The 13,179-nt window shown below is 63.3% G+C and carries 12 protein-coding genes; 11 read left to right on the top strand and 1 reads right to left on the bottom strand.

The features are described 5' to 3' along the window. Window positions 1-2 precede the first annotated feature (2 nt). The 7 genes from BerOc1_RS06095 (at window position 3) to BerOc1_RS06070 (ending at window position 8,123) form a co-directional block, all read left to right on the top strand. Entirely contained in the window at window positions 3-1,883 is a 1,881-nt protein-coding gene (locus BerOc1_RS06095) for a two-component system sensor histidine kinase NtrB (RefSeq protein ID WP_071544846.1), read from the top strand. 5 nt (window positions 1,884-1,888) lie between these two features. Next, a complete protein-coding gene (locus tag BerOc1_RS06090) occupies window positions 1,889-3,277 on the top strand; it encodes a sigma-54-dependent transcriptional regulator (protein WP_071544845.1) in 1,389 nt (462 codons plus the stop codon). A 479-nt stretch (window positions 3,278-3,756) separates the two neighbouring features. Continuing rightward, entirely contained in the window at window positions 3,757-4,152 is a 396-nt protein-coding gene (locus BerOc1_RS19220) for a hypothetical protein (RefSeq protein ID WP_242652883.1), read from the top strand. Beyond that, the gene (locus BerOc1_RS19215; protein ID WP_504109386.1) at window positions 4,050-5,153 is read left to right on the top strand and encodes an RHS repeat domain-containing protein; all 1,104 of its coding nucleotides are present in this window, start codon (window positions 4,050-4,052) and stop codon (window positions 5,151-5,153) included. Before BerOc1_RS19220 ends, BerOc1_RS19215 begins: the two co-directional genes overlap by 103 nt. Before the next feature lie 368 nt (window positions 5,154-5,521). Then, window positions 5,522-6,166, top strand: a complete 645-nt coding sequence (locus BerOc1_RS19210; protein ID WP_242652881.1) for an RHS repeat domain-containing protein — start codon at window positions 5,522-5,524, stop codon at window positions 6,164-6,166. 51 nt (window positions 6,167-6,217) lie between these two features. Beyond that, complete coding sequence (locus BerOc1_RS06075; protein ID WP_071544843.1) at window positions 6,218-6,802, top strand: hypothetical protein; 585 nt, start codon at window positions 6,218-6,220, stop codon at window positions 6,800-6,802. A gap of 487 nt (window positions 6,803-7,289) precedes the next feature. Beyond that, window positions 7,290-8,123 carry an alpha/beta fold hydrolase gene (locus BerOc1_RS06070; RefSeq protein ID WP_071544842.1) on the top strand — a complete coding sequence of 278 codons (834 nt, stop codon included), beginning with the start codon at window positions 7,290-7,292 and terminating at the stop codon, window positions 8,121-8,123. A gap of 89 nt (window positions 8,124-8,212) precedes the next feature. Here BerOc1_RS06070 and BerOc1_RS06065 read toward each other — a convergent pair whose 3' ends face one another. Continuing rightward, complete coding sequence (locus BerOc1_RS06065; RefSeq protein WP_071544841.1) at window positions 8,213-9,385, bottom strand: SGNH/GDSL hydrolase family protein; 1,173 nt, start codon at window positions 9,383-9,385, stop codon at window positions 8,213-8,215. A gap of 65 nt (window positions 9,386-9,450) precedes the next feature. Between BerOc1_RS06065 and BerOc1_RS06060 the strand changes: the two genes are divergently transcribed. From BerOc1_RS06060 to BerOc1_RS06045, 4 genes are all read left to right on the top strand, one after another. After that, window positions 9,451-10,077, top strand: a complete 627-nt coding sequence (locus BerOc1_RS06060) for an MBL fold metallo-hydrolase (protein ID WP_084641148.1) — start codon at window positions 9,451-9,453, stop codon at window positions 10,075-10,077. Window positions 10,078-10,189: 112 nt separating this feature from the next. Continuing rightward, window positions 10,190-11,449: an OprD family outer membrane porin gene (locus BerOc1_RS06055; RefSeq protein WP_071544840.1), complete on the top strand. Its 1,260-nt coding sequence runs from the start codon at window positions 10,190-10,192 to the stop codon at window positions 11,447-11,449. 102 nt (window positions 11,450-11,551) lie between these two features. Then, window positions 11,552-12,619, top strand: coding sequence for an HDOD domain-containing protein (locus BerOc1_RS06050; RefSeq protein WP_071544839.1), 1,068 nt, complete (start codon window positions 11,552-11,554; stop codon window positions 12,617-12,619). Between the two features lie 125 nt (window positions 12,620-12,744). Next, window positions 12,745-12,966 (top strand): NifU family protein, encoded by a 222-nt coding sequence (locus tag BerOc1_RS06045; RefSeq protein WP_071544838.1) that lies wholly within the window; start codon window positions 12,745-12,747, stop codon window positions 12,964-12,966. Window positions 12,967-13,179: the final 213 nt, after the last annotated feature.

The raw sequence follows: 13,179 nt of genomic DNA, 5'->3' as shown, positions 1-13,179 counted from the left end.
ATATGGATGTAGTTCACCCGGAAGGCAGGGAGAAGGGGCCCCTGGTCGCCCTGGTCCTGGCGCTCATCGTGCTGGGGCTGGGCAGCCTCTACCTGACCTGGCAGTCCATCGCGCAGCAGCGGCGGATCGTCGAGGACCACATGGTCATGACCGGCAACTCCATCCTGCGCGGCGTGGACAACAACATCTTCCGCATCGCCCGCACCCTGCGCATGGGCAACCAGTCCTCGACCCTGTTCCGGACCATGACCGAGGAGCTCTTCACCGAGCTGGCCAAGTCCGACGACATCGAATTCGTGACCCTGTTCAACCGGGCCGGGCGGCCCATCGTCACCTCGGTCAAGAAGGGCAAGCACCCCATCTTCCAGCTGCCCGAGGCCGTGGCCGAGGACATCGAGCCCGGCCGCGCCTGGCACGTCATGGCCGAGGTGGACAAGACCAGCGTGCTCCTGTCCGGGCTCCAGGTCCGCTCCGGCATCGCGGCCCTGCTCGGCGTGACCGGCCAGGAAGGCGCGCCGAGCCTGGACCAGGGCCGCATGGAGGACATGGGGCCGGGCATGATGTTCGACACCACCCAGTCTCAGGTCTACCTGGTGGTCGGCCTGAACGCGGAAAAGCACATGCGCCAGTTCCGCCAGTACCGACAGGCCGCCACCTACCAGACCGGCTACGTCTTTCTGGCCGCCGTGGTCCTCTGGTCCCTGGCGTTCGCCTACCTGCGCCGCCGTGGGGCCAGCCGCAAGCTGATCCGCCTGGAGCGCTTCCAGAACAAGCTTTTGGACAACATGCCCGACGGCCTGGTCACCCTGGCCGAGGACGGCGAAATCCTGGCCGCCAACCGCTCGGCCCGCCAGCTGCTCGCCCCGGAGCCGGACGAGGAATCCGACGGGGGGGACGCCGAGTCTGGGGCCAGGGGCAATGCCGCGAAAAAGGGCGAGGAAGGGCCGCCGCAGCCGCCCGAGATCGTGGGCGTCTACTGGCAGGACTTCGACTTCGGCCTGCAGACCAACGAGAACCAGCCGTCCGGGCCCGTGGAGTGGGAGCAGTTCGACTACCAGGGCCGCCAGCTGGAGATACTTTTCCTGCCCTTCCAGGAATACGGCGGGAGCGACGGGCCGGACCAGGCCCAGAAGCTGGTGCTCATCCGCGACCGTACCCAGATCCGTTCCCTGGAGGAGGACCTGAACGAGGCCAAGCGTCTGGCCGCCATCGGCTCGCTGGCCGCGGGCGTGGCCCACGAAGTGCGCAACCCGCTGTCCTCCCTGCGCGGCTTCGCCCAGCTCTTCGCCACCAAGCTCAAGGGCCAGGCCCCGCTGGACCAGTACGCGGCGGCCATGGTCCAGGAGGCGGACCGCCTCAACCGCGTGGTCACGGACCTGCTCTACCTGGCCCGGCCGCGCCAGCTGGACCCGTCCTTCATCAACTTGGCCAAGGTCGGCGACTCCCTTCGCCAGCTCATGCGCTTCGACTTCGAGGACAAGCTCATCGAGCCGGAGTTCGACTTCGGGCCCGAGCCGGTCTGGGCCGACCCGGACGCGCTCCGGCAGGTCCTGCTCAATCTCATTTCCAACAGCCTGGACGCCATCCAGGGCTGCGCCGACTGCGACAAGCCCGGCCACGTCCGGCTGGTCTCCATGCGCGGCCACAAAGGCGTCTGGATCATCGTGGCCGACGACGGGCCGGGCATGGACCCGATCATCCGGGACGAGGTGTTCAAGCCCTTCGTCACCGGCAAGAAGACCGGCACCGGGCTGGGGCTGGCCATCGTCCAGAACATCATGCGCGCCCACAAGGGCCGGGTAATCATCGAATCCGAACAGGGCCGGGGGACCGAGATGAAGCTCTTCTTCCCGGATCCGCAGCCTTCGGCAGATAAGGAATAGAAGTCATGAACGAAGAACGTATCGCGCTGATCGTCGACGACGAGCCGGGCCATCGCATGATGGTCCGCGCCGTGCTCGAAGACGACGGCTGGACCGTGCTCGAGGCCGAATCCGGCGAACGCGCCCTGACCGTGCTGGCCGAGGAGGCCGAGTCCGACACCTACCCGGACGTGGCCATGGTGGACATGAAGATGCCCGGCATGGACGGCATGCAGCTGCTCAAGGAGCTCCAGGTCCGGCGGCCCTCCATGCCCGTGGTTCTGCTGACCGCCTTCGGTTCCGTGGGCAGCGCCGTGGACGCCATGAAGCGCGGGGCCTTCGATTACCTGACCAAGCCCGCGGACAACGACGAGCTGACCGCCGTGCTCGGCAAGGCGTTCGAATATCACAAGCTGCTCGACGAGAACGCCCGGCTGCGCGCCGAGGTGGGCAGCGAGCCGGATTTCATCGGGGCCAGCCCCGGCATCGAGCTGGTCCGCAACCTGGTCGGCCAGGCCGGGCCCACCGAGGCCACGGTGCTCATCCTCGGCCCCAGCGGTACCGGCAAGGAACTGGTGGCCGAAGGGCTGCACAAGGCCAGCCTGCGGGCCGACAAGCCCCTCATCAAGGTCAACTGTGCGGCCCTGCCCGACGATCTCCTCGAGTCCGAACTCTTCGGCTACGAAAAGGGCGCCTTCACCGGCGCGGTCAAGGACAAGCCCGGCCGGTTCCAGCTGGCCGACGGCGGCACCCTGTTCCTGGACGAGATCGGCGAAATGCCCGCTCCGCTCCAGGCCAAGCTGCTGCGCGCCCTCCAGGAAAAGACCGTGGAGCCGCTGGGCTCGGTGCGCACCGTCCAGGTGGATACCCGGATCATCGCGGCCACCAACCGCAACCTGAAAAAAGAGGTCGAGGCGGGCCGCTTCCGCGAGGATCTCTACTACCGTCTGGCCGTGCTCGAAATCCGCATTCCGCCCCTTTGCGAACGCAAGGAGGACCTGCCGCTGCTGGTCAGCTTCCTGCTCCGGCGGCTGGGCAACAAGAACAACAAGATCATCCGCACCGTCACCCCGGCCTTCCTCGACGCCCTGTCCGGCTACGACTGGCCCGGCAACGTCCGCGAGCTGGAAAACGTGCTCGAACGCGCCCTGATCCTGTCCCGGTCCGATGCGCTCGGCCCGGACCTCCTGCCGCCCCAGATCACCGGCGCGCGCGAAAACGTCATCGACATGGAATTCAACCACGTCGGCCGCCCCGCGCCCACGCCCGCCAACCTCGAAGAGGCCGAGAAACAGGCCATCATCCAGGCCCTCGAGGAAAACGGCAACCACCGCGAACGCACCGCCGAAGCCCTCGGCATCAGCCGCCGCACCCTGCAGTACAAACTCAAGAAGTACGGCCTCACCCGCCGCTAGCGGCGGGGCAGGCTGCCTCCGGCGGCCGGGGGAAGGGGGAAAGGGAACCCTTTGAAAAGGGCTTCCCTTTCCCCCTTCCCCCGGACCCCCATCCCCCTATCCTTCCTAAACTTTATGTCGCCGCCTCCGGCGGGGCGGGTTACGGTGCTTCAGCTTTTGGAGCCGGAGGCCGTATTGTTGCGTCCGCACGTCCTTGCCGAAGGCATACAAAAAGTTCTGGAGGGGGAGTCCAGAGGGGGGGCCTCTTCCAAGAGGCCCCCCCTCTGGCCGCCGGAGGCATTCTCTTCCCCTGTCAAGTTGCTTTTTTATGCTTATCGGGTGCTTTTGGGCGTCATTCTCCGACAAACCAGGGTGTTGGCGAAAACCGGGGGTATGCTGGTTTGGATTCCCGGGGACGGGCCTCGGGAACGAAGCCAACGGAGGTCGCCGTGACAGCACCTTATCTTTGCCAACTGAGGCGCGGCCCGGACGGGCGCATTGTGGAGAAAATTGAGACGGTCAGGGGGCGCAAGTCCACCTGGGCCTATGCGTTTGACGACAGCGGACGGCTGGCCGAGGCCAAGCTGGACGGGCGGCTGATCTGCCAGTGCTGGTACGGCCGCGAGGGGCGTAGGGTGCGGGATTACCTGCCCGCCACGGCCGGGGCGAATTATCGGGATTACCAGTACACCCCGGACAACCGGCTGATGCGCGCGGGGGGCGGGCAGTATTCGCACGACGAGCGCGGGTTCCGGTCCATCTGGTCGGACAAGGGGGTGTACACTTTGTACGAATACGCGCGGACTACCGGCTGCTCAAGGCCGAAGAGGAGGACCGGGACAAGGCCTTCACCTTTGCCCACGACGAGGACGGGCGGCGGGTTGCCAAATACCTGAACGGCCAACTCGTGGAGGCCTATCAATGGCTCGACTTCGTGCGCCTGGCCGCGTTTTATGACGGGCGGCACCAATACGAGTTCGCCTACCGCGACGGCGAGCGCACGCCCTTCGCCATGCGCCGCGACGACGGCGAGGTGGCCGGGCTGTTCTACGACCAGGTCGGTTCCCTGCGCGTTGTTGCCGACGTGGACGACAACGTGATAAAGGAAGTACTGTACGACCCGTTCGGCGGCATCATCGAGGACACCAACCCGGACCTGCGCCTGCCCATAGGCTTCGCGGGCGGCCTGCACGACCGGGACCTGGGCTTCGTCCGCTTCGGCTGGCGCGACTACGACGTCAGGACCGGCCGATGGACCGCGCCTGATCCGATTGGGGAGAAGGGTGGGGACCCGGACTGGTACGGGTATTGCCTGGATGATCCGGTGAATAAGACTGATCCGCTGGGGTTGTTTGTACCTTTGCTTATAGGTCTTGCGGGGGCGACCGGCATTGCCGGTATAGGAACGACGTTGGCAGGACTTGGGGCCGATGGGCTGGGGGCGCTGGCAGGTAAAAACAAGGATGATCCGTTAAAGGCGACCAAAGGAGCTGCCCGGGGGTATGCCGGTGCCGCTGCGATCAATTCGGCCATGGCGGCTGGAGCGGCCGGCGCTGCCGAAGCCGTCGAGGCTGCACCGGCTGTCATAAGTGCGGCCCCGACACTGATCCGCCAGGGACGCGATGCGGCGAAGGCCGCGGTGAGCAAGGGCGGTGAAATCACCAAGGCCGGTCTTGACTGGGCCAGAACAAACCCGGATAAAATTGATAAGGCCGCAAGGATTGGCAAGGATATTGTTGATCCAAATTTGCCGCCGGAGACACCGGAAGGACAACTGGTTACTGCTGGTAAATTCTTGGCTAAAGAGATCAAAGATCGATATGGAAAACGGAATGATGTAGCCAATGAGCAAAAAGAGAAAAATAAACATATTCCTTCTGGCGTTTGGGGTCGTTAACCTCGCATGGGGTGTCATGACCATCCTTTCCCCTACCGCTTGCTGGTACGGCTACTGTTGGGATCAAAGCGCATACAACATTCCGTTGGGAATTGGCATTTCCCTTCTGGGCTTGGTTATGTTGCTTCTGTCTTGCCGCAAGGGGCAACGGGATTACAAAAAGGTCTTTATTTGTCCCCATTGCGAAACCGCACTGCCTCTTGCCAAAGCAAGGGACGGAATGTGTCCTCGATGCGGTACTCCCATGGAACCTCTGGAAGGCTTCTACGCGCGCCATCCCGAGTTGAAGAAACAAGCATGAAAGTACAGGCCCCGTTTCATATGGGGCCTGTTGTTTTGCGGTGTTTCCCTACCTCCCCGCAATGACCGTGGCACGACCTGCCGTGCCCCGGCAGGCTCAAGGCGTGCGCCCGGATCTCGTCCAGGCGGGCCGGGTAGTCGTCTCGGTGCAGGAGGCCGTTGTCGGTGAAGGCCCCGGCTGTGGGGCGGTGGGTGTCGATGTGGACGACAACGTGATAAAGGAAGTGCTGTACGGCCCGTTCGGCGACATCATCGAGGACACCAACCCGGGCCTGCGCCTGCCCATAGGTTTCGCGGGCGGCCTGCACGATCGGGACCTGGGCTTCGTCCGCTTCGGCTGGCGGGATTACGACGTCAGGACCTGCAGATGGACCGCGCCGGACCCCATCGGGGACAAGGGCGGCGACCCGGATTGGTACGGGTATTGTCTGGACGACCCGGTTAATAGTAACGACCAATTGGGATTGTGGGGGCAATTCGTTGGCCCCTTATTGAGAGCAGCCCCCACAATCAATAAAGCTGGTAGAGAAGTGGCGGATCGTTTTCTCCCCCCAGGCGGAGGCGTGAAGGATGTCCTCATGGAGGCTGGAACACGCATCTGGGAAAATGGTATTGGGAAATACGATGAGCGGATTGAAGAAATACAAGAAGGTCGGTTCGGCAAACGCGGTGAGAAAATAGACGAATACTACAATCAGACATGGAAGAAATGACATGACGGGGTTGGCGGCGAATCCTGTCGTCAGCCCCCTTTTGAGGTGCGTATGTTACAGTTTATCGCTACTCGGTTGTTGAGCAACAGCCGTGTGATATTTTTTGCGGGAATAGTATTCTTTTTCATGGTGGTCATTTTGGAGAAAAAACCTTTCGCGCTGGTCGTATTCGCGTTTTTGGCTTCACCACTTTTGATCGCTATAACCAATGGGGAATCCCCTACGATCCGAGAGTATGTTGGTTCAATGGCTTCTTGGAGAAGCATACGATACTCGCTCTTGTTGTTGCTTGTTTTCCTGACTCTATCCATTCTGTTGGGAATCGCCGCCCATGTGGGACAATCGGCGATTTCTATTCGGGTTTTGGACGTCTTGTTTTTTTCAGGAGCGTATACCGTCTTTTCTCCGCTTCTCGTCAAGGTGGCCACAGGTGAATATCGGAGATTGAAGGGAGCCTGGAAAATCGGTTTCATTGTCTCGGCCATTTCTTTATATGTTCTGTTCAATTATTTGCTGAACATATGGCATTCAACCTCTCCGCTCATGATGGTTTTCACTGCCCTCATTGGCTCTTTTGCACTTCTGTTCGCCTTTTGTGCGGTGACTGCTGCGGCAATAGCGTCTGATTCACCCTAATGACAAGGCGGAGTTGCGGGGGATCTGCTTAATCCGAAACGGGACGGGATGTGTCCTCGATGCGGCACTCCCCCTGGAACCTCTGGAAGGCTTCTACGTCCGCCATCCGGAGCTGAAGAAACAAACATGAAAGTACAGGTCCCGTTTGATACGGGGCTGTTGTTTCGCGGTGTTTTTTCGCTCCTCCCTCGACGGCAGGGGGTGATCCCGCAGTCTAGTGCGTGCGCCGATTTCGTTCGGGTCGGCCAAGTAGTTTGTTCAGTAGAGGGGCGCTTGCCGCCGTCGGCAGGTGGTCGTGGCGAGTGCGCATCGCTTCCCGCTACCCCGGATAACCGCTGACCTGCCCGGCGCTCCGCCAAGAGTTCGCCTTTATCGTGGGAACGACGAGATTTTTTATCCAAGCCATGGTATGGTGTCCTTTCCATTGTTTCCATCGGGAGCGTGAACCCGGGTGGAAGCGCTTTCGCAAACCAAAGGAGATTTGACCATGGCTATATTGCAGACCAAGGACGGCGTGGATATCTATTACAAGGACTGGGGGGCCGAGTCCGCGCAGCCGATCGTGTTCCATCATGGATGGCCTTTGACCGCCGACGAATGGGATTCGCAGATGCTCTACTTCCTGGACAAGGGCTTCCGCGTCGTCGCCTTCGACCGCCGGGGCGACGGCCGTTCCACGCAGGTCGGGGACGGTATCGATATGGACCACTACGCGGCGGATACCGCCGAACTGGTGAACAAGCTGGGGCTGCGCGACACCGTCCAGGTCGGCCATTCCACGGGCGGCGGGGTGGTCGCCCGGTACGTGGCCGGGGCCGACAAGGGCCGGGTAGCCAAGGCCGTCCTGCTCGGCGCGGTGCCCCCGATCATGGTCAAGTCCGACGGCAACCCCGAAGGGACGCCCATCGAGGTGTTCGACGGCTTCCGCGAGCAACTGCTCAAAAACCGGGCGCAGTTCTACCATGACGTCGCTTCCGGGCCGTTCTACGGATTCAACCGCTACAACGTGGAATCGCAACCGGGCGTGGTCCTCAACTGGTGGCGCCAGGGCATGATGGGCGGGGTCAAGGCCCAGTACGACTGCGTCAAGGTCTTTTCGGAAACGGACTTCACCGAGGATCTCAAGAAGATGGACGTTCCCACCCTGGTCATGCACGGAGAGGACGACCAGGTCGTGCCGATCAAGGACTCGGCCATGCGTTCGATCAAGATGCTCAAGAACGGAACGCTCAAGACCTATCCGGGATACCCCCACGGCATGGCCACGATCCATGCGGACGTCATCAACAAGGACATTCTCGAATTCATTCAGGGCAACTGACCCCACGGGCACTGAAACACGCTAAAAGGACCGGTTCGGCGACGCCGAACCGGTCTTTGGCTTTTGCGCGGCTTCCCCCGCCGAATCCGCTAGCTCAAGGCGTGCGCCCGGATCTCGTCCAGGCGGGTGAGATAGTCGGTTCGGTACAGGGGGCCGTTGTCGGTGAAGGCCTCGGCGGCCGGGCGGTGGGTGTCGCAGAAGGTGGCCAGCAGCGGGTTCCTGAAAATACGGCCGTAGGCGCGGACCATGTGCAGGGTGTTGTGGCACACGGGCATGAACTCGCCGGACGCGGCCAAAAGCGGGGTGCGGTCGCGGGAGAGGTCCATGAAGAAGCTGCCCACCGCCTCGGCCCAGGGGTAGTTGCGTTCGCTGGCGAAACGGTCGATGACCGCCTCGTCGTCCAGGATCGTGGGCTGCCATGGCCGGTTCCACTCGGGCACCGCGGTCTCCGCCGCATCGTAGCCGATCTCCCCGGTCTGCATGAAGGCCGCGACTTTGTCGGCCAGCCGGGCCCACAGCGGGCCGATGTGCTCCACGTCCCGCGATGCGCGCAGGCCGACCACGGTTCCGTCGCGCTCTTCCAGCTCGATCTTGAGAAACGGGCAGTGCGCTTCGATGCCCTCGCCGGATTCCCTCCAGATTCCGCCGAACACGCGGTTCACGTCGAACAGGCGCACGCCCAGTTCTCGTTCCCAGGCCGCATAATGGGCTTTGGCCTCGCGGCTCAGGGCGGGCCAACTCTCCAGGTAGGAGTGCGGGGCCGGGCCAAAGGCCGGATAGTGGTTCAGGCGGGTGGCCAGAAGAATGGGCGTGTCCGGCAGCCGCCCGCGGATGTGGGCGAGGAACTGGCCGAACCGTTTCAGATAGGTGGCCGGGTTGGGCGCGATGGGGCGGCAGTTCGTTTCCACCCAGGCGGCCAGGGCCGGATCGGCGCGCCAGGCCGCCGGGTTCATGTGGAAGATGAACCCGTCCCGTTCGTGCAAAAAGAGCGGAACGGTCTCGTGGAACAGGTTCAGGACCAGCAGGGCGGGCGGCTCGTTTTCCTGCCCGGGCAGGCCGAACTGGTCTTCCGGCCGCCGCCCGTTGAAGGCGTCGGCCAGGCCGTGCTCGCGGACCAGCCGGACCAGGGCGGGCGGGATTCCGTCCGGGTGGCTGGCGTGGGTCATGGGCGAGGCCAGCTCGGAGTGTCCGACGGGCAGGCCGAGCCCGGCCACGGACCGGGACAGGAAATCCATTTGACAGTTGCCCAGAAAGTACAGCATTCTTATCCTTGCGAAATCGTTAACGTCATCTCCTGCATACGCGTGGAAACGGAACAGGGCAAGCCATGGCCAGACTGACCATCGAAACCTTCATCCTCGGTCCGGACGAGACCAACTGCTACCTGGTGAGCATGGGCGGCCGCGCCGTGGTCGTGGACGTCGGCCTGGAGCCGGACCGGTTGATCGAGCGCATCGATGCCCTCGGCCTGACCCTGGAGGGCGTGTACCTGACCCATTTCCACATGGACCATATCGGCGGGGTCAAGGAACTGCTTGAGGCCCATCCCGCTCCGGTCCACGCCAGCGGCGAGGACGAATTCCTCAAGGAATTCTCCTTCGAGGCGGGCGGCTGCCGCGAGTTCGCGCGGTTCATCGACTTCCCGTACACACCCGTTGCGCCGGGGCGGCGCACCGCCTTGGGCCAGCCGCTGCTGGTCCTGGACACCCCGGGCCACACGCCGGGCAGCCTGTCCTACTTCTTCCCGGCCGCCGGGTGCGTGTTCGTGGGCGACCTGCTGTTCATGATCGCCGTGGGCCGCACCGACCTGCCGCGCGGCAGCTCCCCGGAACTGCTCGGCTCCATCCGCTCGCGCATCTTCACCCTGCCGGACGACACCCGCGTCTATTCCGGGCACGGGCCCATGACCACGGTGCGCCACGAAAAGGCGAATAATCCGCATTTCATCTTTTGAGGCGTCCATAACAGGCAGATAATGGTTACCTTTTACGCGCGGATGATGTAGCGTGAGCCCATCGCCCGGGGGCCGTCCCCGGCTTTCAGGCTTCAAAGCAAGGAATTCCGCCGTGTCCGCCAAATTTACGCACCCCGTCCCGTGTTGTCTCCTTTCCCTGGTCCTCATTCTGGTTCTCGTCCTGCCGGGCCATGCCGCCGACGAAAAGAAGCCCTCCGAGTGGGGCACCGTCACCGGCCAGACCAGGCTCTATTATTTCACCCAGCGCAACAAGTCCGCCACGGGACAGGAATTCGACAACATCAAGGAGTCCCTGGCCTTTGGCGGCTGGCTCAAGTACGAGACCCCGTGGATCGCCGACCACTTCGGCGCGGGCGCGGCCCTGTACGGGACGGCCCCCCTGACCGGCGAGTTCAACGAGGAGGACCACGGCGGCACCGGCCTGCTCGCCCGGGACAACGAGGGATTCGCGGCCCTGGGCGAGGCGTACCTCAAGGCGCGCTATGCGGGGACCGAGGCCCGCGTCTGGCGGCAGCGCATCGAGACCCCGTTCATCAACAGCAACGACAGCCGCATGCTCCCCCAGACCTTCGAGGCCTACGGCCTGAAATCCTCGGACATCGACAACCTGGAGCTCTCCCTGTTCTGGGTGGACAAGGAAAAGGGCCGCGACACCGAGCTGTTCAAATCCATGAGCTACATGGCCGGGCTCAAGGACTACGATCGGGGCGTGGTCATGGCCGGGGCCGACTGGAAACCCTTCGACTTTCTGCCCACCCGGTTCTGGAACTACTACGCCCCGGACCTGGACAACACCTTCTTCACCCAGTTCAAGTACACCTTCGGCGACCCTGCGGGCGTCCAGTATTCCCTGCTCTTCCAGGGCGTGGACCAGCGCAGCGTGGGCGATCAACTCAGGGGCGACTACAGCACGGGCGAGGCCGGGCTCATGGGCACCCTCCTGTACAGCGGGTTCACCTTCGACCTGGGCGGGACCATCGTGGACGGCTCCGAGGGCATCCGCAATTCCTGGGGCGTCTACCCGTTCTTCAACAACCTGATGGCCTACAACTTCGCGCGGGCCGGGGAAAAGGCGCTGCTGCTCGGCCTGGGCTACGACTTCTCGCACATGGGCTGGGACGGCTACCGGGCCAAGCTCCAGGCCGGGTTCGGCGACACCCCGGATACGGGACGCAACGCCTCCTACGACCGCAGCGAATACGACCTGAACCTCTACTACGATTTCGACGGCGAGCTGAAGGGACTCGGCGTGCTCACCCGCTTCTCCTACCAGGACGAGGATGAGAGCCTGGGCGGCCGGGACGGGTACCAGGTCCGGCTGCGGCTGCAATACAACTTCCAGTTGCTCTAAAAGGCGCGCGGTTCCTGGTTTCCGGCAGAAAGGGCTTTAAATCCTACGTGCTTTCTATTATGTTGCAGACGGCTGGCTTCCATAACCATTAAGGAACGACAGATGGCTGAAGAAAGCGCCCGGGTGAAGGCCGATGACGCGTTCGCGCCCGAGACCCTCGAAGCGGCAAAAAAACTGCTGACCAAGCGGTTCAAGTTCATAAAGAAACCGGATGATTCCCTGAAACGGCTGGCTCGGCTCGGGGTCAGACGTGTGGCCGCGGACATGGCCGCCAACCCGCACCGGTACGAGATGCTCGAGACCGGCGGCGAGCCCCCCGAGGTCCAGGCTCTGGACCCCCTGGACATCCTGCGCCACGACCACCAGCTCCCGGCCCTGCCGCAGGTCTTTCTCGAACTGCAGCAGGCCATCAGTTCCCGGTCCACCTCGGCCGACGACCTGGCCGAGATTATCAGCCAGGACCCCGGCCTGACCGCCTTTCTTCTGCGCATGGTCAACTCCGCCTTCTATTCGCTGCCCATGCAGATCGACACCATCCCGCGGGCCGTCACCGTGGTCGGCGTGAACCAGCTGTCCACCCTGGCCGTGGGCACCTCGGTCATGTCCCTGTTCAAGGACGTGCCCGCCGACGTCATCAACATGGAGCAGTTCTGGAAGCACTCCATCTGCTGCGGCCTCATCGCCCGGCGGCTGTGCCGCATCACCGGCCAGGGCGACCCGGATCGCGCCTTCGTGTCCGGTCTGCTGCACGACATCGGCCAGCTTATCCTGCTCCAGGTGGAGCCGGAGCGGGCCACGGCCGTGCACGCCCACGCCCGGGCCAAGGACGTGGTCCTGTTCGTCGAGGAAAAGGCGCTGCTCGGCTTCGACCACGCCACCCTGGGCGGCATGCTCCTGCGCAAATGGAATTTCCCCTACATCCTGGTTTCGGCCGTGCTCGAACACCACCAGCCCAAGGCCGGGCACAAGGAGGCCGAACCGCTCCTGGTCCACTGCGCCGAAACCATCGCCACCGGCCTGGGCGTCGGCTCCAGCGGCGAGTTCTTTGTCCAGCCCCCGGTCCCGGAGATATGGGATTCCATGCACTTCACCCCGGAGCTGATGGACGAGATGGTCGAGGACCTGGACGAGGAGCTCGACGAGGCCTTCTCCATCCTCATCGACCGCTAGCCGGGCCGCCGGAAAACGGCTAGCCCGAACCCCATGCAACCCCACCGGCCCGCGCGCCGGGTTTGACAACCGGCGCGCCAGGCCGTAGATGTTCCGACCGAACCCGAATTCACGGAGGTTTTGTCATGCGAGAAAAAGTGGAAGCCGTGCTGGACAAGGTCCGTCCCATGCTCCAGGGCGACGGCGGCGACGTGGAACTGGTCGAAGTCACCGATTCCGGCATCGTCAAGGTCCGCCTGACCGGTGCCTGCAAGGGATGTCCCATGTCCCAGATGACCCTCAAAAACGGCATCGAACGGATCATCCTCAAGGAACTCCCCGAAGTGAAAGGCGTCGAAGCCGTGTAGCGGTGAAGATGCCTCCGGCCGCCGGGGGAAGGGGAGAGGGAAACCCTTTGAGAAAAGGGTTTCCCTCTCCCCTTCCCCCGGGACCCCCCATCCCCCACTCCCTTCCTAAACTTTTTTGGGTCGCTTCGCGAGGGGGGCGGGGAAGCCGAGGGCATTGGGACGACGTATTACATACTAGAAACCTCGTCGCGTTCGCACCATCCGCGAAGCGGC

This window comes from Pseudodesulfovibrio hydrargyri (assembly GCF_001874525.1).
Taxonomy (GTDB): Bacteria; Desulfobacterota; Desulfovibrionia; order Desulfovibrionales; family Desulfovibrionaceae; genus Pseudodesulfovibrio; species Pseudodesulfovibrio hydrargyri.
Note: the sequence above shows the minus strand (reverse complement) of the source record. Positions and strands in the feature narration are given on the sequence as shown.

What these genes read in the sequence shown, in the direction of transcription:
- BerOc1_RS06060 (WP_084641148.1), top strand. Translation starts at nt 9,451, where the DNA reads ATGGCCAGACTGACCATCGAAACCTTCATCCTCGGTCCGGACGAGACC.
- BerOc1_RS06090 (WP_071544845.1), top strand. Translation starts at nt 1,889, where the DNA reads ATGAACGAAGAACGTATCGCGCTGATCGTCGACGACGAGCCGGGCCAT.
- BerOc1_RS06065 (WP_071544841.1), bottom strand. Translation starts at nt 9,385, where the DNA reads ATGCTGTACTTTCTGGGCAACTGTCAAATGGATTTCCTGTCCCGGTCC.
- BerOc1_RS06070 (WP_071544842.1), top strand. Translation starts at nt 7,290, where the DNA reads ATGGCTATATTGCAGACCAAGGACGGCGTGGATATCTATTACAAGGAC.
- BerOc1_RS06075 (WP_071544843.1), top strand. Translation starts at nt 6,218, where the DNA reads ATGTTACAGTTTATCGCTACTCGGTTGTTGAGCAACAGCCGTGTGATA.
- BerOc1_RS06095 (WP_071544846.1), top strand. Translation starts at nt 3, where the DNA reads ATGGATGTAGTTCACCCGGAAGGCAGGGAGAAGGGGCCCCTGGTCGCC.
- BerOc1_RS06045 (WP_071544838.1), top strand. Translation starts at nt 12,745, where the DNA reads ATGCGAGAAAAAGTGGAAGCCGTGCTGGACAAGGTCCGTCCCATGCTC.
- BerOc1_RS06050 (WP_071544839.1), top strand. Translation starts at nt 11,552, where the DNA reads ATGGCTGAAGAAAGCGCCCGGGTGAAGGCCGATGACGCGTTCGCGCCC.